Raw genomic sequence first — 20977 nt, 5'->3', positions numbered from 1 at the left:
GCCATGCCGGCCGGGGGCCCTCCCGAGTTCCCGGAGGCCACCTGGGTCGGGACCCTCGACGTCGCGGACCTCCCGCCCGGTGACATCGTGTGCCGGCCGGAGGGGGCGGAGGAGTATGCACGCGCCCGCGTCCTGCTCCGCAACGGGTCCGCACCGATCTCGTTCGTCGACACCGTCATCGAGGACGGCCTCGTACGGCTCGACATCCCGATCCTCGACGCCGCGCCGACCCCCGTGGTCGCGTTGCCCGCGATCAGTGTCGTCGTGTGCACCCACGAGCGACCCGAGATGCTGGCCGCCGCCCTGGAGTCGTTGCGCCACCTGGACTATCCCGACTACGAGGTCATCGTCGTCGACAATGCCCCGCGTTCCGACGGGACCCGGCATGCCGTCGAGGCGCTGGACGACCCCCGCTTCCGGCGTGTCGTCGAACCCGTTGCGGGTCTGTCGAATGCACGCAACACCGGCGTGCTCGCCGCCGCGCACGGCATCGTCGCATTCACCGACGACGACGTCGTCGCCGATCCCGGCTGGCTGCTCGGACTCGCCGCAGGCTTCGCCCGCTCGCCCCGCGTCGCCTGTGTCTGCGGCATGGTGCCGAGCGGCGAACTGCGGACCCGGTCGCAGGCCTATTTCGACTGGCGGGTGTCATGGGCGGATTCGATGGAGTCGCGGGTCTTCTCCATGGACGCACCCCCAGCCGACCTTCCGCTGTTCCCCTTCCAGATCGGGGCCTACGGCACCGGGGCGAACTTCGCGATCCGACGTGAGACCGCCATCGCCCTCGGTGGTTTCGACGAGGCGCTCGGCGCCGGTACACGCTCCCGCGGCGGCGAGGACATCGACATGTTCTTCCGGGTTCTCACCGCGGGTCTCGAGCTGGCCAACGAACCGGCGTCGATCATCTGGCATCGACACCGTAGCGACGACGATGCGCTGCTCGTCCAGTCCAAGGGATACGGCGTCGGCCTCGGCGCCTGGCTGACGAAGGTCGCCACCGATCGCCGCCATCTCGTGCTGGCCCTGCAGGTCCTGCGGCGGCGCACCCGCGCGGTGGCCGAGGCGGGCGCCGCATACGGGGCGATCACCAGGCCACCCGAGGGCGTCGCCGACGGCCTCTCCGCCAAAGCGGGCCGCCGCGAGGTGTTCTCTGTTCTCGGTGGACCCGTCGCGCTCGCGCGTGAACGGATGAGCGGTCGTCGCGCCTCGCCGCTGCCCGGGGTCACGACGTGACCGTCACCGAACCCACAGAGGTCCCCGACCACGAGAAGGCCGTGCCACGAGTGGCATCCGGTGGTCCGCGTGCCACCGCCGCGGCACTCGCCGGCGCCTCGGCGGCGGCCGGCCTGCTCGGGGCCCTGCCCCTTCATCCCGCGTTGAGCGCGATCCTCGTCGCCTTCTTCGCGATCTGCGGTCCGGGTGCGGCGGTGAGCACCTGGGTGGTTCTACCCCGCCCGACGCGACTCGCCGCCGTGCCGACACTCAGCCTCTCGATCGTCACCCTCACGACAATCGTCGCGGCCTGGTCGCTGTGGTGGCAGCCGACGCTGCTGCTCCTTCTGATGTGCGCGGCCGTCGCCGCGAGCAGCGCATTCTTCTACCATCGCACCGGCATACGGCCCGACGCGCAGCGGACGATCCGACGATGGGAGCGGCTCGCCGAGAACCGACTGGCCGCCACACGAGCCCTCGGATTCCGGGTCACAGGTCTTCGCGTGACCCTCGTGCTGTGCACGATCGCCCTGATCGTCTGGGCGGTGGCCATGCCCGGCCTGCCCGGCACCGAGGCGAGTTTCTACGGGCTGTTGTTCTCCGGCAGCGGACGACTGCTGATCCCCGCGACGCTGCTCACCGCTCTTGCCGCCGTCGTCGCGATCGCCACCCGCAGCGTCACCGGACTGGCGGTCGCCACCGGCACCGCGATCGTCGTCGCTCGCGTCACGACCTGGGTCGGCACCGAGATACCGCTCTACGACTGGACATACAAACACCTCGCGATCGTCGACTTCATCCACCGGTACGGCTCGATCACGCCGGACGGCACCGACATCTACGCCCAGTGGCCGGCCTTCTTCGCGGTCTCGACCTGGTTCACCGACGCCACCGGCCTCGACCCGATCCTCCTCGCCCACCTCTTCGCGCCGGTGATCCACGTACTCGTCACCGTGATCGTCTTCTCCGCGGCACGCACTCTCGGGATGAATCGCGTCGTCGCGATGACCGCCGCGTTCATCGTCGAGGCGGTCAACTGGGTCGGGCAGGACTACTTCGCGCCGCAGGCCTGGGCGTTCGTCCTGGCCTACGGGCTCATCGCCCTGCTGCTGGCCTCCCCGCGCCGCCCGAGCGCCGCGCTCCTGGCGATCCTCCCCTTCGCGGCCATCGTGCCGACCCATCAGCTCACGCCCTTCTGGGTGCTGGGCGCGGCCGTTCTGCTGGTGATCTTCCGCCGGATCCGGCCGTGGTGGGCGGTGGCGATCATGGCGGCCCTCGCCGGTGGATACCTGCTGATGAACCTCGAAGCTGTTGCCCCCTACGGCATCCTGTCCGGCGGAAGCCCGATCGACAACGCCGCCAGCAACTTCACGATGGCCGGTGTGCGAGCCAAAGAGGTCACCTCGATGGTCTGTCGCGGACTGTCGGCCGGCGTCGTCCTCGCAGCGGCGATCTGCGCCGTCATCGGCTGGCGGCGCCGGCGCCCGCACACCCTCACCCTGGCGATTCTCGCCTTCTCCTCGCTGGCACTGCTGCTCGGCCAGAGCTATGGCGGCGAGGCGATCTTCCGCGTGTACCTCTACGCACTGCTCGGTTGCGGTCTGCTGATCGCCCCGGTACTCGTCGGGCTGCTCACCGGATTCGGCCAGGGGCTCAAGGGGTTCCTGCGCGCCACCGGCGCGGCCGTCCTCGTCTGTGCGGCAGCGCTGTCCGGCATGTACAGCTACACCGCGCTGTGGCCGGTCATCGTGCAGACCCGCGTGCAATACGAAGCGATCGACGCCATCACGTCCAACGCCGAGGAAGGCACCCGATTCATCTCGATGCATCCGGCGGGATTGCCCACCCGGTCGAATGCCAACTACGCCTGGCTCACCCTGAAGAACCCGTACTTCGACTATCCGCTGAGTTTCGATCTCGCGGGTGACCGCATGGTCTTCCCGACACCGGAACAGCTCGGCGACCTGTTCTGGAAGGTCGAACAGAGCGACAAGCCGACAGTGGTGACCTTCACCGAGCAGTCCCGACGTATCAGCGAGTACTACGGCACCTATCGTCCTGGCGCACCCGCGAAACTGGAAGCGGCGCTTCGTGAAGCACCGGGCTGGCGGGTCCTGTACGACCACGACGAGACCGTCATCTTCATCTACGAGCCGAAGTAGGCATCCCCGCTTCCTGCGGCCTCCCCAGAGCCTCACGTACAGAAACGAATCCGGCCCGATGGCAATGCCACCGGGCCGGATCGGTCTCTGTAGGTGAAGCTCAGCGCCGGGCGGCGCGATGGAGTCGGTGTTCGAGGCCGATGGTCCGCAGGACCCGGAAGCCATCGGTGAAGGCATTGAGATTGCTCCGGCCGTGGATACGGCGAGACTCGTGGCTGCCCACTTCGCGGATGACCAAGCCACTGCGCGCCATTCGCACGTTGATGATCGTCTCGATCTCGAAGCCGTCACCCCACTGGGGTTCGCTCTCGGCGGTGACCGGCAGGTCCAGGACCTCGAGATGCTTGCGCCAGAAGGCGTTGTAGCCGTAGCAGAGGTCGGCGAACGACGTCGCGAAGATCTGATTCACGAGCCAGTTCAGGCCCTTGTTCCCCACCCGCCGGAGTGCGGTGATGTCGTCACTGCCCCCACCGAGTGAGAACCGGCTCCCCTTCGCGAGATCCGAACCGCTGATCAGGGTTTCGACGAAGTCGGGGATCTCGGCGGGGTCGGTGGAACCGTCCGCGTCGATCATCACGATGATGTCGCCGGTCGCGGCCTCGAACCCGCAGGCGAGTGCGTTGCCCTTGCCGGATCGCGTCTGGCTCACGATCTTTGCCTCCGGCCACAGCTTCCGCGCGACCGCGATGGTGTCGTCGACCGAGGAGCCGTCGACGACGATGATCTCGTCGACCGGCGGCATCCGCTCCGCCACGTAGGGAAGGTTGAGGGCTTCGTTGCGGGCCGGGATCACCACTGTCACAGTCGGTGTCGGGACAGACGCGGGTGCGTCGGCAGGCGTCGCCCCCTCCTCGAACTCGTCCTCGAACTCGGCCATGTCGGCAAGAGTCGCCGGCTCGTCGTGCGAAAGCGCTGCAGCACCGTCGAATATGTCAGTCACCAGTAACCTCCAGCGGGAGTCCCGCAATAGCTCGAAGCTGCGCCCCCCGGCGGCATGCAGCGAGAGAATCATAACAGTAAGGTTAGGCTTGGTTTACCAACGTGATGAGGGTCACGACCTGCGAAAAGAGCGTCTCCCGCAGTCGAATCCGGAGCTTCACACAAAAGCGTGACATCGGATGGTGCCAGGGTACAGGATAGGCTACCCTCATGTCCGGATCCGGGGAAGCCAGATTCACGCACACCGGATCACGAACGGAGATACGCCAGTGTTCGACGCACACCCGTCGCCTCCAGGGCGCGTCTCCGACCCGCTCGGTCCCGGGACGACGCGGTGACCGCGACACTACGTCCGAGCCGAGACCCCCGCCGTCAGAATCCTTTTCGACGAGGCCTCGCCGCCCTCGGGGAGAAACGAAACGGCGTGAGCCTCGACATCGTGGCGGTCATGACAGCGAGCCTCGCAACCGGAGTGCTCGGCTTCGTGTTCTGGACTATCGCGGCGCGCGGATACAGTGCCGCCGAGGTCGGTCGCGCCTCCGCGCTGATCACCAGCGCGACCCTGCTCGCGACCTTGTCGAACCTCAGCATCGGCAGCCTGTACGAACGCTTCCTGCCGGTCGCCGGCACACAGGCTCGCCGCATCATCGCTTCCGGCCGCACCGTCATCGTCTGTGCGGCACTGCTACTCGGGGCCTGCTTCGTGTTGGTCGGCCCGACGGACACACTCTTCACGACACCCCTGGAGCTCTGGCTGTTTCCCGTGTTCGTGGTGATCCTGGGAATCTTCGCCATCCAGGACCAGACGCTCATCGGTCTCGGACGTTCACGAACCGTTGCCACCAAGAACATCTCGCAGTCCACGATCAAGCTCATCCTCGTCACCGCACTGATCCCGGTGGGTACCGGCTTCGCCGTCGTCTGGGCATGGGTCATCCCCGCCTCCCTGATCGCATTCTGGGTGGGGATGTCCACCATCCGACGTCGTGCCCGTGCCATGGCCGGCCCGGGAGCACTGCCGCAGCCGCGCGAGATCGCCCAGTTCTACGCCGGCTCGCTCGGGATCACCGCAGTGGGCGTCGTCGTTCCACTCGTCGTACCGCTGGTGATCGTCACCCGGCTCGGTACCGAGATGAACGCCTATTTCTCCATCTGCTGGCTGGTGGTCAGCACCGCCGCCATCCTGTTGCACGCCACCGCCGCCCCGTTCGTGGCGACGGCCGCCGAACCCGACGCCGACATCCGGTCGGCAACGATCCGCCTCATCGCACTGTGCGGTGGCGCAGGGATTGCCGGTTGCCTCATCCTGATCGGCATCGCTCCGTGGATTCTCGCGATCATGGGACCGCAGTATGCGGAATCCGGCACCGACCTGATCCGCCTGATGGCGCTCACCCTGCCGACGGTTTCCTTCGTCACCGTCTACACCGCGCTCGCCCGGGTACGACGCCGACTCCGGCTCGCGGTCGTGGTGCAGTGCATCTTCGGCGTGGTCGTCCTCTGCGGCATCGTCTTCGCCGCCGACCGCTGGGGGATCATCGGCGTAGGCTACGTCTACCTCGCCGCCGACATCGCCGTCGTGCTCCTCCTTCTCGTGCCGGGTGTGCGGCTGATCCGCCTCGCTCTCGACCCGGCGACCACCTCGGCGAGTTTTTCCGGCACACCTGTACCGACCGCCGCGAGCAACCCCACCGCCGCTTCCGAGCCCGACAGGAGGATGACCACGCGATGATCGCCCATCCCTCCATCTCCGAGCCCGCGTCCGACCCGAGCGGACAACAGCCCGTAGCGGTGATCCCCGCCGCCGGCACCCACGCTCCCGTCACCCCCGTCGACATCGACCTCGGCGGCACACTGGCCGATGCCCTCGAGCGCGCGGCGGCCGCCTACGGCGAAGCACCGGCACTACGGCTGCGGGACAACGCGATCACCTATCGGGAGCTGCTGGCACGCGCCCGCGGTGTCGCCGCGCACATCCAGCGGATCCGTCCCGACGGCGGACCGGTCGTCGCCCAGTTCGGGCTGTCGCACGACTCGGTGGCCGTGGTGGTCGGAATCCTCCTCACCGGGCGCCCGCTCGTCACCCTCGACCCGGCGCTGCCGACCGAGCGGATCGACTCGATCGTCGACGCCCTCGTCACCCGCGAGCTCCGACCGGGCCTGGTCGTGGCCGATGCGGAACACCTGGAGACGCTGAGCGTCTGCGCCGCCCGGCGCGGTGTCATCGCCGTCGGGTTCCCCGACGTCCTCGCGTCCGCCCCAGACGCCGCGTCCACCGGACTCCCGGACCGGACGCAGACGACGCCGTCGGCCATCGCCAACATCCAGTTCACCTCCGGCTCGACCGGTGGTCCCAAAGGCGTTCTGCAGCCGGACTCCATGTGGCTGAACGACGCGTTGTACATGCGGGCGTCGTTCGGTCTCACCCCCGGCCTGCCGGTCGCGCTGTGCATGCCGATCAGCTTCGCCGCCGGCCTGAACGTGCTGATCAGCTCACTTCTCAACGGATGCGAGATCCTCCTCGCCGATCCCCGTCGGGGGACACCCACCGACCTGCTCGCGTCGATGGCGGAGACCGCGCCCCACACCGTGTTCCTCACGCCGTCGCTGCTGCGTTCGCTGAACCAGGCCACACCCGCGGGCACCGAGCACCCGGGCTGGGCATCCCTTCGCCGGATCATCACCACCGGTGAACCCCTCAGCGGCGAGGTCGCCACGGCGACGGTGAGCATCGCGCCGGAATCCACGGTCACCAACTGGGTCGGGTCCTCCGAAACCCTCGCGATCGGCCACTTCGATGTCCGGGCCGGATGCCGGCCGCGAACCGGACCGCTCCCCGCAGGCACGCCGGCGCTGAACAAGATCCTGACGATCGACGACGACGGCCGCGTGCTGATCTCGTCGCCCCACATCGCCCTCGGCTACCTCGATCCGGAGAACAACGAGGACAAGTTCTTCCACGACGAGTCGGGCAGATGGACCTTCCGGTCCGGAGACCGCGGCATGTTCGACGGCACCGACCTGATCCTGCTGGGACGCGCCGAGGACGCCGTCAAGATCCGGGGCTACCGCGTCGAGCCGGCCGAGGTCGGTGCGGCATTGCTGAGCGCGGGCGACGTGGCCGAGGCCGTGGTGGTCCCCCGTGAAAGTCACTCGGGGAACACCGAACTCGTCGCCTATGTGGTGCCTTCCGGACATGGGCGCACGCCGCCCACCGCGGTCCTGCGCAATCGCCTGCGCGCGTCACTGCCGCAGTGGATGATCCCCGCGCACATCGTCGAGCTGTCCGAGCTGCCCCGCAACGCCCGCGGCAAGGTCGACCGCACCGCGTTGCCCGCACCGACCCGGAATCCCGAAGCCCCGTCCGGACCACTGGAGACGGCCATCGCCGAGATATGGGGCGCGGAGCTCTCGCTCGACGACGTCGGTCGCGACGAGAACATCTATGCGCTGGGCGCGGACTCACTGACCATCCAACAGATCATGGTGCGGCTCAACGACTCCCTGTCCGTCGGCCTCACACAGTCGGACGTCGCCGGCGCCCCGACGGTCGCGGAACTGGCCTCGGTCGTGGAGCGCCGGAAGGCCGGCGCCTCGTCGCCCCGGTCACATCTCGCACCCACGACCGTGCTGCTCCGCCGCGCCGAGGGACGCCCGGTCTTCTGCTTCACCGGTGCCGGCGCCTCGACGCTCACCTTCGTCGCCCTCGCCGACCGGATCGGCGAGATCGACGGCACCGGTTCGGTGTTCGCGTTCCAGCCGAACGGCCTCGAGAACCGCGGAATCCCGGACTGGACGGTCGCGGCCGCGGCCCGGCGCCATCTCCGGGATCTCCGGCGCATCCAACCGGAGGGGCCGTACGTCCTCATCGGCCATTCCCTCGGCGGCTTCATCGCCCTCGAGGCCGCTCGCCGACTGGAGGCCGAGGGTCAGCGCGTCGATCTCGTGGTCGCCGTCGACACGTTCCTGCCGCCGCGGGTGATCCACCACGCCAAACGCGCCGACCCATCGGTGAGAATCGCGCCGTCACACGCACCGCTTCCGTCGAAAGAACTGTGGCGCAGGCGTCTTCGGGTTCCGTTCGCGGGCCTGGTGAAGGGATCGCCGACGGCCGACGCGCAGGCGCTCGAAGAACTCGGCGTCCGCGTCGGACGCCTACATCGCCCACGACCGTTCGGCGGGCGCGTGCTCATCGTGCAGGGCAGCGAGAATCACGACGACCCGACCATCTGGCGGCAACACATCGCGACGGGGGAACTCGAGATCCTCAGACTGGAGTGCGACCATCTGTCGATCGTCCGGGAACCGCACATCGGCGACATCGTCGGCGCGATGCGCGACGCGCTGCGCCGCGGGACTCAGCCATAGGCGACGTCGACGGCATACCTGGTGAAGCCCAGGCGTTCATACGTGTGCAACGCCGCCGTGTTGTCGCCTTCGACGTAGAGGTTGATCTCGGCGACACCGCGCTGCGCGAGGTGATGGAGACCGGCCAGTGTGAGCAACCGGCCGAGGCCACGCCCCTGCGCCTGCGGATCGACCCCGACGATGTAGACCTCGCCCAGATCGGCGTCGTGCTGTTTGGTCCAGTGAAAACCGAGAAGCCGTGCAGGGTCCTCGGTGTCGAAGGCGAGGAAGAGACCCTCCGGGTCGAACCAGTCGGCCGCGACCCGCTCGGTGATCTGATCGAGTGTCCATCCGCCCTGTTCTGGGTGCCAGTCGAAGGCGGCGTTGTTGACGCGCAGGATCTCCGCGTCGTCGGAGGACCCGCGGTAGGTCCGGAGTGTGAGACCGGGGTCGACGACGAGTTCGGGCAGATCGTGCCCCTCGCCGACCGGGCGTCGCAGTTGCAGTAGCTCGCGGCGCTTCTCGAGTCCCATCGCCGACGCGAGGGCGACCGCACCGGGGAGGTCTCCGTGCGCCCAGGCCCGGGCCTCGAGGCCTTGCTGTCGCGCTGCGCCGAACGCGGCGTCGAGCAGAGACCGGCCCAGCCCGTGTCGTCGCCGCTCCGGGTCGACGACCGCCTCGATCATCGACGGCTCGCCATCGCGACCGGGCACGATGTTCGCGTAGGCACCTTTCGACCACACGTGGACGACAGACGAATCCGGGCCTGCGTCAATCGCTTTGACCGCTTCGTCCGACAACGGTCCGACGCCGTCGGCGGACGTCGCCGCACGCACCAGGCGGTGCGCTAGGGCGGAGATCTCCGCGGGAGCCGCGCCTCGTCGTACCTGCAATTCGTCAGTTTCCGGCGCTGGCACTGAACTCCTCGTCGAAGGGATCGGGACCGTCGAGATCGTCGTCGAACTCGGCCGAATCGACGTCCGGCGCATCATCTTCCGCCGAATCCTCGGCTTCGGCCGCCGATGCCCGGCCGCGCGTCGGTCGCACCGCCTTGTAACCGACGTTGCGGACCGTGCCGATCAGCGACTCGTGTTCGCTGCCGAGCTTGGCGCGCAGACGACGGACGTGCACGTCGACGGTGCGGGTGCCACCGAAGAAGTCGTACCCCCACACCTCCTGGAGCAGCTGGGCGCGGGTGAACACACGACCCGCGTTCTGCGCCAGATACTTCAGGAGTTCGAATTCCTTGTAAGTCAGGTCGAGGGGACGTCCACGCAGTCGCGCGGTGTACGTCCCCTCGTCGATGACCAGCTCCCCAGAGTGACCTTTCCCGACGTCTCCTCGGCGGCCACTCCACGGGTGCGTACCACCAGCAGGCGCAATCGCGCGTCGAGTTCCGCCGGCCCCGTACCCGGCAGCAGGAACTCGTCGATGCCCCAGTCCGCATTGACCGCGACCAATCCGCCCTCGGTCAGCACGGCCGCAACCGGCACCGAGGAACCGGTGCTACCCAACAGCCGGCACAGTCCCCGCGCCGCAGCCAGGTCGGCGCGCGCGTCGACCAGGGCCACATCCGCGTTGCCCGCCTCCATGAGAGACGACACCTCCGTCGGAGCGACGCGCACGTTGTGGGCGAGCAGCGACAGCGACGGCAGGACCGACTCCGGATTGGGATCGGCCGTCAACAACAAGAGATCCACCTAGAACTCCGATCTCGTTCGTCCCCGTCCCGGACCTTCCAATCCGCTCACCACGCTGTGAACGCCTCCGCACACGTCACCGAAGAATGTTTACTCTGCCTTACCAACGTGTGCGCGATAGGTGACAGAATAGCGCCACCGACGCACTTCGCTGTTAACAAGGCGTTCTGGGAAGTGCTGCAGATGACGGAGAGGGTGGTCGTCCGATATGCCGGGCATGCGGAAGATCCTCGTCGTCGTGGTGACCGTGGCGGTCCTCGCCGCAGCGGCAGTGCTGCTCGTCGATGTCGGCGCGGCCATCCGCAGTGAACATCGACTCGCCCGGGCGCTCGCCGAATCCCCCCGCGTCCCATTCGATCCCGAGGTGACACTCGCCGGGTTCCCCTTCCTCACGCAAGCCGCGAACGGCGAGTACTCGGGAGCGACGATCGCCGCGCGCGGCGTCGAACTGCCCGGTTGCGAGCCCGCCCGCGGCGTCTGCCGAGGCGAACTCGGCGCCACCCTGGGCCGTTTCCGAGGCGCGGAGCGGGGCGATTTCACCGGGAGTGATGTTCTGCACACCTCGTCGATCTCGGCGTACACCCGCCTCGACGCGGTCACCCTCGCACGCTATCTGCGGATCACCGACCTGACCGTCAGCACACCTGCACCCGACGGCCGGGCCGGTGGCGGTGGCCCCCAGGACGGCGTCGTCTCCCGTTCGGAGGGTGTGGTGTTCACGGGCACCGTCGCGCTGCCGCCACGCGACGGCCTCGACGCCGACGATCCGCCGTCGGCGTCGTCGTTCACCGGCCCGAAGGTGCGGGTCAGCGTCGCGGTCGACCTCTCGGTCACCGGAGGCGCCCTGGAGATCCGGGCCACCGACTTCTACACCGGACCCGAGCGTCACGTGGACGCCGACGTTCCCGAGGACATGCGCGCTGCCGTGCTCGACCGGTTCAGCATGGTGCTCCCCCGGTTGCCGATGGCCTGGGGACTCGAGGCACAGCGGGCGGAGAGTTTCGGCGGGGACGTACAGCTGGTCGGCGAGACGGGCGCTGCCGACCTCCGGCCGGACCGGTTCTGACGGCAGCCGCGCGAGCGACGCCCCGGCGACCTGGACTGGAAGCCTTTTGCGCAGGTCAGAGCGCAATACACCCGGGGGTTCGGAACCCGATCGGCACTGTTGTACCCTCGTGGCATGCAACAGCGCAGTGAGTGCCTGCTCACACGCCGCCGGGCGATCGACTTCTGTCGTGTCGCCGATTGTTGCTGTCGCACGCACCGCTGACGGTGTGCCATGACAAGCGCTGCCCCGCAGCCGCGCCATGCGCACCGTCGATGACGACGGGGTGCGTCTTCATCGAGGTCTGAGTCCTCTTTTCATGCGCCTCCCTCGCTCATCACAGATCAGAGCCCGCGGGCGTGAAGTCCGCGCCTCGCCGCTGTTTCGCATCACCAGATCCATCCATCACCAGTTATCCATCCGAAAGGAACCAGACATGGCACGTTCCGACGTCCTGGTCAGCACCGAGTGGGCTGAGCAGAACCTCAACGCCGACAACACCGTCTTCATCGAGGTCGACGAGGACACCTCGGCCTACGACGGCGGCCACGTCCCCGGCGCGATCAAGCTCGACTGGAAGCAGGACCTGCAGGACGGCATCCGTCGCGACTTCGTCGACGCCGACCGCTTCTCCAAGCTGCTGTCCGAGCGCGGCGTCTCGAACGACGACACCGTCATCCTCTACGGCGGCAACAACAACTGGTTCGCGGCCTACGCCTACTGGTACTTCAAGCTGTACGGCCACAACGACGTCAAGCTGATCGACGGCGGCCGCAAGAAGTGGGAGCTCGACGGCCGTCCGCTGTCCTCCGACCCGGTCACCCGCCCGGCCACCGACTACAAGGCCTCCTCGCCAGACCTGTCGATCCGCGCGTTCCGCGACGAGGTCATCGACGCCATCGGCACCAAGAACCTGGTCGACGTGCGCAGCCCTGACGAGTTCTCCGGCAAGATCCTGGCGCCGGCGCACCTCCCGCAGGAGCAGGCACAGCAGCGCGGCCACGTCCCCGGCGCGATCAACATCCCGTGGTCGACCACCGCCAACGAGGACGGCACCTTCAAGTCCGACGAGGACCTCACCGCTCTGTACGCGGAGAAGGGCTTCGACGACAGCCGCGAGACCATCGCCTACTGCCGCATCGGCGAGCGTTCGAGCCACACCTGGTTCGTGCTCACCGAGCTGCTGGGCAAGAAGAACGTCAAGAACTACGACGGAAGCTGGGTCGAGTACGGCTCGCTGGTCGGTGCGCCGATCGAACTCGGAGAAGGAAAGTAACGATTATGTGTGCTGCACCCAAGCAGGGACAGAAGCTGCCTGCGGGCGTCGACGTGGAGAAGGAGACCGTCCTGACCGGACAGGTCACCGACGGCTCGGGTAACCCCGTCGCCGGCGCCTTCGTCCGTCTGCTCGACTCGACCGGCGAGTTCACCGCCGAGGTCGTCGCCTCGCCGACCGGCGACTTCCGATTCTTCGCCGCCCCCGGAACCTGGACGCTCCGCGCCCTGTCGTCCGTGGGCAACGGCGATGCGTCGATCAGCCCCGAGGGTCCCGGCATCCACGAGCAGGACATCACCGTCTCCAAGTGATGCACTCCTCGTCGTGGGTCCGAGACCTCACGACGCACCCGGTCACCGCACCCGCGGTGACCGGGTTTCGTCGTTTCCGGCGCCCTTTCGTGTGTAGTGACCGCCCGTTTCGTTCCCTGAGGAGCGCCTGCTGGAGCACCGATCCGTTCCCTGAGGAGCGCCTGCCGGAGCACCGATCCGTTCCCTGAGGAGCGAAGCGTCTCGAAGGGCACCCCCTGCACCCTCCGGACGACCCCGGGTTAGAATTTCCCTCGTGGTCCTCTTCTTCGAAATCCTGCTGATCCTGGCCGCCGTGCTGATCACCTGGTTCGGTGTCTACACCCTCTACCGCCTGGTCACCGACGAGTCGTGACGTCCCACCCGGGAGCCGGCGACGAGCCGGCCGGTGCCGTGCCCTCGGGCGATGGCACGTCCTCCGGCGACGGTGTCGCGGCAGCCTTCGGGCAGCCGCGCCGTTCCGGCGACGAGGCGATAAACCAGGCCGAGTCCCGCGCCGCCGAGTCCGGCAGCCGCGAGCGCAATGTCCCCACCTGGGACGATCTCCCGCTGCCCGCGGACACCGCGAACCTCCGACTCGGCGCGGATCTCCATCCCGGCCTGCTGGCTCTCCTGCCACTGGTGGGTGTCTGGCGCGGCGAGGGCGAAGGCCACGACGCGGACACCGACACCGACTACCACTTCGCACAGCAGATCGTCGTCTCCCATGACGGCCAGAACTTCCTCACCTGGGAGTCCCGGTCGTGGGTCATCGACGACGACGCCCACTTCGTGCGACCGGACCTCCGCGAATCCGGTTTCTGGCGCATCGGCGAGGACGACACCATCGAGCTGCTCCTGGCGCATGCCGAGGGATCGGTCGAGCTCTTCTACGGCGCTCCCCTGAACCAGACGTCCTGGGAGCTGGCGACCGACGTCGTCATCAAGTCCCAGTCGGGCCGTCGCGCCGGCGGGGCGAAGCGTCTCTACGGCCTGGTCCCCGACGGCGATCTCGCGTACGTCGAAGAGCGGGTCGATGCCGACGGCGACCTCATCCCCCGGCTCTCGGCCAAGCTCCGACGCCACGTCGGCTGACCGGTTCGTCCGCGCGGGTTCGCGCGGCCCTGATCAGCGATGCACCCGGCCGCAACCGCGCCGGCGATCAGAGAACGCCAGATACAGGTTCCGCTTGGGCAGCGCGCTGTACATCAGCGACCCGAGCATGATCACCACCGAGCCGTAGGCCGTCGCAGCTCCCGGGCGCCCCGCCCAGCCGGGGTGCACCGTGCCCGACGCCGAGACATAGGGTGCTCGTCCGGGTGAGCCGTCGAGTCGCGGGCCCACCACCGAGAAGACGTCGCTGTGAGCGGAGTGCGGGGAGATCGAGAAGTCGACGCGTTCGTGCGGACCGCATTCGACGACGGTGTACTCCGAGCCGGCCCGATGAACGACCGCAACCCAGGTGTCGCCGGCATTGCGGACCGTGAATGTCGTTCCCCCGGAACGGTATTGGTAGGAGATGTGATCCTCCGCAGGGTCCCGCAGCCGGCAGCCGGCGAGTCCCCCCACCCAGTCCGTGCTCCACGGCGTGAGGTAGCGCTGGGCGAGGAACTCCCGCTCGGACGGGATGGGGATGGTCACCGGCATCGCGCGCCCCTGGTGGACCCACACCCCTCCGTAGACGACCGGGCGGCCGTCGTCACCTCGCGGCGCCTGGAGATACGTGAACGAGTCCTCGTCGGGCAGGGTGATCGTCTCACCGGGCCCCAGACGACGGAGTTCGACGCGGCCGTCGTCGAGGAAGATGAGCGCGGCCGCCGAGCCGGTACCACGGTTGTGGATCGAGACGTGCTCGTCGTCCGCGTGGAAGAGTCCGGCGGCGTGCGGATCGGCGAAGGTGAAGCGAGGTGGTGTCGCGGTCCCGAAGTCCGGATCTCCCGGCCCCCAGTAACTGTCGTCCCAACCGCTGTCGCGGATGCCGGTGTCGTCGATGTCAGAACCGTCGAGACCGGGTTCGATCGGGTGTTCACGGACGGCGTTCGTGGTGACCATCGTTCTCTCCCTCTGGCCGGGTGTTCCCTGTAGCAGGTATTCGTGGCACGTACATCGGTGGACTGGCTCAGTTCACCTCTGCTGCATCCGCTTCTCACGAGTAGTGCGCTACGCGAATAGCCGAAGGCCGTCCTGCCGGAGACGAGTGGTGGGCGGACACGGGTGCTCCAGACATGGAACGGCCCCCGCATCGCTCATACGAGCCACTTGCCGACCGGACCGGGTCGGGATGCGGGGGCCGGGTGACCACCTGGGATTCGTTGCGCTGACGAGGTGGTGACCCACCAGCGGCGACACGAATGCCACACGGTCAGCTGCTAACGGGTGGTCACCTCACTTGTCCGATGAGAAATCACTATCAGACCACCTCCTTCCCTGTGTACACGCGAACGTACGCCCGCTTTCGGCGTCCCGCAACGGGATTTCGGGTTCTCAGGGAACGGGGACCGGAGCGCCGGAACCCGGCGCCGGGGCCGCGGGGGCCGACGACGGTGCGGGCGACTGTCCGGGCACCGGCTTCGCATCCGGCGGCAGGGACTCGACGACCTCGAGCTTGGAGCGGAAGGTGTCGTCGGTGATGACCTCGATGTGGTTGATCATCCAGCGGTCGCCCTGACGCTCCATGTCGAAGGTCAGCCGCGACGGGTTGATGCTGACGAGTTCCTTCTGCCCGCGGGTGACCGACTGGTTCATGAAGATGAGCACCTGCGAGGTGTCGGCGGTGTTGGTGACCACGCCGGCGTCCTGGATGGTCACCTCCGACACGACCTCCTGCTTGCGGACCTCGGCGGCCAGGTTGTTCTCGGTGATCAGCTTGGTGTACTCGGGTTTCGCCGGGCCGGTCAGCACGCTCATCGACTGGTCGATGTGTTCGCTCACGTTCTCCGCGTTGTACCCGAACATCGTGTTCGCGTAGTCGCGGGCGGCGGCGAGCGAGGACTCGCGCGCCTCCTCGACCGAGCGGCCCTGGGTGTACCGGTAACCGAGGAACGCGGTGGCCGCGACGGCTGCCACCACCAGGACGGCGAGCACGATCAGTCCGAGGCGCCCCTTGTCGATCCCGGGGGTCTTGTCGGCCATCACGCCACCCACTCGAAGTCGGTCATCTTCAGGTCGCCGTTGATCCGCGTCATGTCGACGCGCCAGCGGAACACCTTGTCCTGAGCGGGGGTCTGTCCGTCGAGGGACTGCTGATGCCAGCCGAACACCATGATCACCGAGCCCTCGTCGGGTTCGGCCTTGGTGACGGCCGAACTGAGGATGATCGACTTGGTCTCCAGCTTCCCGTCCCGCACGAGCGAGGCGACCTGCTGGATGTTGTTCTGGACTTCCTCCTTGACCTTGCCGGAGGTGTCCTCCTGCACCGATTTCAGTGTCTGGTCGACGGTCTCGGGGTTCATGCTCGTCAGGTTGATCAGCACCTGCGAGGCGAATGCGGAGTACTCCGAGCGCAGGTCGTTCTGCTCGTCCTGCCGCGCGATGCCGAGCGCGAACACCACCGAGGCCACCGCGCAGACGACGATGACCACGATCGCGATGACGACCCCGACCACGGCTCGCGGCGATCGCCGTCCCGATCCGCGGTAGCGGACCTTGGCGTCGCCGGTCGCTTTCCCAGGGGAACTCGACGCCTGGCGTGCCCGACGCCGCTCGCGGTAGCTGACCGTCTTCTCGACGTCGGACGGATCGGGTGCGATCTCGGGGTCGGCCGCCGGCTTCGCGAGCGACACCGCGGAGATCGTCGGCTTCTCGGCCGGGACCTCCTCGGCCGGGGACTCCTCGATCGGGGTCCCGACTGCCGGGGCCTCGACGGGCGGCGTCGGCCCGGACGACTTCTTCGACGTCGAGCGGCCGCGCCGGATCGGTGCCGACCGGACCGGCCGCTTCGTGGTGCGACGGTCGTTCTGACCGGTACGGCCGGGTGTCGAGCTGACCGGGGTCGACGTGGTGCCGGTGCCCTCGGGCGTCACGGACTGACCGTCCCGCTGATCATCGTCTGCCATGTACTGCTCTGTCCCTGCCCTTCACGCCCCGTGCCGGCGTTGTACGTCTTGCCGTCCGGTCCGATGAAGTCGCCCGATTCCGGATCGTATGTCGTGGCGTACACCGCGGGCTCCGCGTCGAAGTCCTTCGGTGTGCCCGGTGTCACGGTACCGGAGGACGCCGGCTGCCATTTCAGGCCGAACGGGAGACCGCTCTGGAACGGATCGACCGACCCCGGCAGCGGTTTGTAGCCCGTGCGGCACTCGGCCGGCGTCGGCGCGCGGCGGCCGGGGAACTCCGCACACGGGTAGTTGCGGGCGCCGCGCACGGCGATGTTGGAGTTCTGCGGAACCCGGCACAGCATTCCCGGCGGCAGCTCGCGAGCGTTCTGCGCCGATGCCCATCGCCACTCCTCCTTGGGCAGGAATCCGATGTTGCACCCCGGCCGGTCCTGGAAGCTCAGGGAGAAGTTCACGTTCGGCCCGAAGTTGTTGGTGCCGGTGTTCAGGGCGGTGATCAACGAGTTGATCAGGCGCGGGTAGAGCACCAGGATCTGCTTCCAGTTCGGCAGGTACACCGCCTGGGTCTCGGCGATCGTGCCCAGGTTCGACACCAGCAGCGGATAGGAACCGCCCAGCGATTCGAACAGGTCCTGCGCCTTCGACGTCGTCGACGGTCCCTTGCGGAGGATGTCGCCGATCTCGGGGCGGTCGGCCCGGAGCTGATCGGTGAACGCGGTGACGTCGCGGGTCCACGCCCGGATGTCGTCGGCCGTGCGGGACTGCGTCGCCAGCAACGGTGCACCCTGCTCGACCAGTTGGATGGTCGTGTCGGTGTTCTTGTTGGCCTCGCCGATGAAAAGCGTCATCGAGTCGAGGAGGCGCTGCAGCGACTCACCGGTGCCGTTGAAGGCGACGAAGGCCTCGTCGACGAGCGAGCGGAGTTTGGTGTCGCCGATCTCCTTCAGGAGCGCATCGGCCTGGTCCAGCATCGTCGAGATCTCCACGGGCACTTCGGAGACGGTGACCTCGGAGTCGTTGTGCAGGTATCCGGTGGGAGCGTCGGCCGGCGGGTCCGGGTTCGGGGTGAACTCGACGAACTGCTCGCCGATCGCGGAGACGCTGCGTACCGATGCCTTGGCCGATGCCGGGATGTCGGTGCCGGAGTCGATGACGAGCGTGGCCTGCACGCCGTCGTCGGTGAGCTTCACCGAGTCGACCTTGCCCACGTAGACGCCGCGGTAGCTGACGTTGGCGTTCTGGTACAGCCCGCCGCTGGTCTCCATGTTCAGCTGCACGCGATAACTGCCGACGCCGAACATCGACGGGATGCGGATGTAGAACAGCGCCATCACGACCATCGCGATCACGGTGACGATCGAGAAGATGATCAGCTGCATCCGGACGAATCTGGTGATCTTCATCAGCGGCCGCCCTTCTGATCGGCGGGCACCGTCGGCGGGGCGGTGGGCGAAGGCACCTGCACCGGCGGGATGAGGTTCGCCGGAACCGGTTCCGCGGTGTCCGGGAGCTTTTCCCCGCCGGGGATCAGCGGCGCGGTGAACGGATTGAGTCCGCGGGCGGCCGCACCGGCCGGCCTACCGAAGACGCCTTCGGGTCCGGTGACGCCGAGGCTGGCGAACATGGTCTCGCTCAGGCGGTCCACCGTGAGATCGAGTACGAGGTCGGAGTTCACGAAGTCGCCCTTGACGATCGTCCGGATGGTCGGCTCGTAGAACGGGAAGGTCAGCAGGATGTTCAGCGACTGCGTCATCGCCGGTCCCGAGGCCTGCAGCTGGTCGAGGGCGGGTTCGATACCCTCGACGATCGTGACGAGGTCCTCGGTGTTGGCGTCGAGGATGTCGTTGGCGGTCTTCGACAGCTTCGACACCGAGGCGAGGGTGTCGAGGAACTGCTGACGCTGGTCGACGAGCAGTTGCAGGATCTGCGGGCTGGCGTCGAGTGCGCGTTCGATTGTGTCCTTCTGCTCGTTCATCGTGCGGGACAACCGATCGAGTCCTTCGGTGGCGCGGATGATGTTGTCCTTCTGCGCATCCAGATCCGCGACGAGGGTGTTCAGTCGCGGGATGAGCTTTTTGATCTGGTCCTCGCGTCCGCCGAACACCTCGCTCATCTCGTGCACGATGTCGCCGACCTGCGACAGTCCGCCGCCATTGAGGACCACCGACAGCGAGCTGAGTACCTGTTCGGTGCTGGGGTAGGTGCAGGCCGCAACCTGTTGTGCGGCGTTGATGTCGGGCACCGCCGGCACCTTCGGATCGGTGACGATGTTGGACTGCTCGGGGCACTTGGTCAGCGGGATCTCGTCGCCCTCTTCTAGGCGTCCGCCCTCCGGTTCGGCGGGCTGGACGATCTCGAGGTGCGTCGACCCCAGCACGCTGGTCATCCCGACCATCACATGCGATCCGCGCGGGATGATGACGCCCTCGTTGAGGCGGATCGTCACGAGTGCGTTCCAGTCCTGGACCTCGATGTCGCCGACGCTGCCGACGGTCGAGTCGTCGATGAGGACCGGTGCGTTGTTGACAAGGCCTGCGGCCGACGGGATGAGCGCGGTGATCTGGTACGACCCGCTGCCGGTTCCGGCCGCACCGGGGACGGGCAGCGAATTCGGTCCGTCGAAGGAACATCCGGCGAGCAGCGTCGTGAGCGCCACCGCGCCCGCCGCGAGTCCGCCCCGCAGGCGGGACGACATCATCGGTCACCCCCGAACGGTACCAGCAGGTTTCCGAGCGGAGAGCCGGCGTTGTCCCGCCGGGTCTCGTTGTCGATGCGACGCACACCGGCCTGGGCGCGGGCCTTCACGTCCGCGTTCTGGTACTGCAGCTGGCTCGGCAACGCATTCGCTCCCTGCACCGGGTTGGCGAGGAACGGCGGGTAATTCATCGAGATCGACGACAGCACCGGCGCGAGGATCTCCACACACTTGTCGATGTCCACTTTGGACGTCCCCGGCCGGTTGGTGGCATCCATCGAGCCGCAGAGCAGCGTGATCAGGTTGGTGCCGTTCGCGAGGCCGAAGACACCCGACAGGGAACCGGAGAGCGGGTTGTAGATGTTGTAGAAGTTCGCGAGCTGGTTGGGTGCGGAGTGCAGCACACCCTCGACCTGCTCGTTCTTGTCGGCGACGATCTTGGTCGTCGACGCCAGACGCTCCACCGACGACGACAGCGAATCCTTGTTGGTGTCGATGAAGACCTGTACGTCGGTCATGGCCGAGTCCAGACCCTTGAGCGCCTCGTCGAGTTCGGTCGTGTTGTCGGCGAGAACCGAACTGACCGAAGCGATCCGGCCGTTGAACTGCACGAGCTGCTCGTGACTGCCCGCGAGGGCATCGGTCAGTTTCTGCAGGTTCTGGATGGTCGAGAACAGATCTCCGCGTCCGGCCGCGAGGGTGCCGATCACATCGGACACCTCACGGATCGACTTGTTGATCGCGGCACCGTTGCCCGCGAGGTTCTCGTCGAAGACGTTGACCGCCTTGGCCGCCGAGCCCTGATCCGGTCCCTCCGGACCGATTGCCTCGGTCAGCTTGGTGAGCTGGGCCTTGATGTCGTCCCATTCCATCGGGACGGCGGTGCGATCCATCGGGATGTCGTGGCCGTCGGGCATGGTCGGTCCGCCCGAGTAGACCGGGGTCAGCTGGACGAACCGCCCCGACACCAGGCTCTGCGCGACGATGACCGCTTTCGCGTCCTGGGGGATGTCGATGCTCTTGTCCACGCGCAGTTCGACTTTGACGTCGTTCTCGCGCGGCGTGATCTTCGAGACGCTGCCGACGTTGACGCCCAGCACCCGCACCGGGTCGCCCTCGTAGAGGCTGGCGACCGAGCCGAAGTAGGCGGTGAAGGTGTTGGTCGTGGACTTCAGGAAGACCGTCCACCCGACGACGACCAGGGCGATGGCGAGCACGACGGCGAGCACGCCGAGCAGGACTTTGCGTCCGATGGTCAT

At 67.6% G+C, this 20977-nt stretch carries 16 protein-coding genes and 1 pseudogene; 8 read left to right on the top strand and 9 right to left on the bottom strand.

What is annotated here, in order from left to right:
- Nucleotides 1-3: 3 nt before the first annotated feature.
- Both BLU62_RS29160 and BLU62_RS29155 read left to right on the top strand, forming a co-directional pair.
- Nucleotides 4-1233, top strand: a complete 1230-nt coding sequence (locus tag BLU62_RS29160; RefSeq protein WP_074853978.1) for a glycosyltransferase family 2 protein — start codon at nt 4-6, stop codon at nt 1231-1233.
- On the top strand, nt 1230-3374 hold the full coding sequence (locus tag BLU62_RS29155) for a hypothetical protein (protein WP_244278429.1): 2145 nt from the start codon (nt 1230-1232) through the stop codon (nt 3372-3374). The genes BLU62_RS29160 and BLU62_RS29155 overlap by 4 nt, the downstream gene beginning before the upstream one ends.
- Nucleotides 3375-3474: 100 nt before the next feature.
- Here the strand turns inward: BLU62_RS29155 and BLU62_RS29150 are convergent, their stop codons facing one another.
- On the bottom strand, nt 3475-4314 hold the full coding sequence (locus BLU62_RS29150) for a glycosyltransferase family 2 protein (RefSeq protein WP_074853977.1): 840 nt from the start codon (nt 4312-4314) through the stop codon (nt 3475-3477).
- A 447-nt stretch (nt 4315-4761) separates the two neighbouring features.
- Here BLU62_RS29150 and BLU62_RS29145 point away from each other — a divergent pair, with 447 nt between their 5' ends.
- Together BLU62_RS29145 and BLU62_RS29140 are read left to right on the top strand one after the other, a co-directional pair.
- Nucleotides 4762-6045, top strand: coding sequence for a lipopolysaccharide biosynthesis protein (locus BLU62_RS29145; RefSeq protein WP_244278428.1), 1284 nt, complete (start codon nt 4762-4764; stop codon nt 6043-6045).
- Nucleotides 6042-8681 (top strand): alpha/beta fold hydrolase, encoded by a 2640-nt coding sequence (locus tag BLU62_RS29140; RefSeq protein WP_074853976.1) that lies wholly within the window; start codon nt 6042-6044, stop codon nt 8679-8681. The genes BLU62_RS29145 and BLU62_RS29140 overlap by 4 nt, the downstream gene beginning before the upstream one ends.
- Here the strand turns inward: BLU62_RS29140 and mshD are convergent.
- Complete coding sequence (gene mshD, locus BLU62_RS29135; RefSeq protein WP_208863712.1) at nt 8672-9577, bottom strand: mycothiol synthase; 906 nt, start codon at nt 9575-9577, stop codon at nt 8672-8674. The genes BLU62_RS29140 and mshD overlap by 10 nt on opposite strands.
- A pseudogene (locus BLU62_RS29130) lies at nt 9558-10360 on the bottom strand (winged helix-turn-helix domain-containing protein). The gene mshD and the pseudogene BLU62_RS29130 overlap by 20 nt, the downstream one beginning before the upstream one ends.
- 208 nt (nt 10361-10568) lie before the next feature.
- On the opposite strand from BLU62_RS29130, the gene BLU62_RS29125 reads away from it, so the two are divergent.
- The 4 genes from BLU62_RS29125 (at nt 10569) to BLU62_RS29110 (ending at nt 14063) form a co-directional block, all read left to right on the top strand.
- Entirely contained in the window at nt 10569-11426 is an 858-nt protein-coding gene (locus BLU62_RS29125; protein WP_074853974.1) for an LmeA family phospholipid-binding protein, read from the top strand.
- Between the two features lie 415 nt (nt 11427-11841).
- Entirely contained in the window at nt 11842-12681 is an 840-nt protein-coding gene (locus BLU62_RS29120) for a sulfurtransferase (protein ID WP_074853973.1), read from the top strand.
- 5 nt (nt 12682-12686) lie between these two features.
- Nucleotides 12687-12992, top strand: coding sequence for a DUF1416 domain-containing protein (locus BLU62_RS29115; protein ID WP_006436976.1), 306 nt, complete (start codon nt 12687-12689; stop codon nt 12990-12992).
- Nucleotides 12993-13340: 348 nt separating this feature from the next.
- Nucleotides 13341-14063 (top strand): heme-binding beta-barrel domain-containing protein, encoded by a 723-nt coding sequence (locus tag BLU62_RS29110; protein ID WP_425284624.1) that lies wholly within the window; start codon nt 13341-13343, stop codon nt 14061-14063.
- Nucleotides 14064-14096: 33 nt separating this feature from the next.
- Here the strand turns inward: BLU62_RS29110 and BLU62_RS29105 are convergent, their stop codons facing one another.
- The 6 genes from BLU62_RS29105 to BLU62_RS29080 form a co-directional block, all read right to left on the bottom strand.
- Entirely contained in the window at nt 14097-15020 is a 924-nt protein-coding gene (locus BLU62_RS29105; RefSeq protein WP_074853972.1) for a hypothetical protein, read from the bottom strand.
- Nucleotides 15021-15452: 432 nt separating this feature from the next.
- On the bottom strand, nt 15453-16100 hold the full coding sequence (locus BLU62_RS29100) for a hypothetical protein (RefSeq protein ID WP_074854314.1): 648 nt from the start codon (nt 16098-16100) through the stop codon (nt 15453-15455).
- Complete coding sequence (locus tag BLU62_RS29095) at nt 16100-16990, bottom strand: hypothetical protein (protein ID WP_074853971.1); 891 nt, start codon at nt 16988-16990, stop codon at nt 16100-16102. The genes BLU62_RS29100 and BLU62_RS29095 overlap by 1 nt, the downstream gene beginning before the upstream one ends.
- Nucleotides 16987-18426 (bottom strand): MCE family protein, encoded by a 1440-nt coding sequence (locus tag BLU62_RS29090; protein ID WP_074853970.1) that lies wholly within the window; start codon nt 18424-18426, stop codon nt 16987-16989. The genes BLU62_RS29095 and BLU62_RS29090 overlap by 4 nt, the downstream gene beginning before the upstream one ends.
- The gene (locus BLU62_RS29085; RefSeq protein ID WP_074853969.1) at nt 18426-19721 is read right to left on the bottom strand and encodes an MCE family protein; all 1296 of its coding nucleotides are present in this window, start codon (nt 19719-19721) and stop codon (nt 18426-18428) included. Before BLU62_RS29085 ends, BLU62_RS29090 begins: the two co-directional genes overlap by 1 nt.
- Complete coding sequence (locus BLU62_RS29080) at nt 19718-20977, bottom strand: MCE family protein (RefSeq protein WP_074853968.1); 1260 nt, start codon at nt 20975-20977, stop codon at nt 19718-19720. Before BLU62_RS29080 ends, BLU62_RS29085 begins: the two co-directional genes overlap by 4 nt.

The organism is Gordonia westfalica, from assembly GCF_900105725.1.
Taxonomy (GTDB): domain Bacteria; phylum Actinomycetota; class Actinomycetes; order Mycobacteriales; family Mycobacteriaceae; genus Gordonia; species Gordonia westfalica.
The sequence above is the reverse complement of the archived record's forward strand: the minus strand, read 5'-3'. Positions and strand labels throughout refer to the sequence as shown.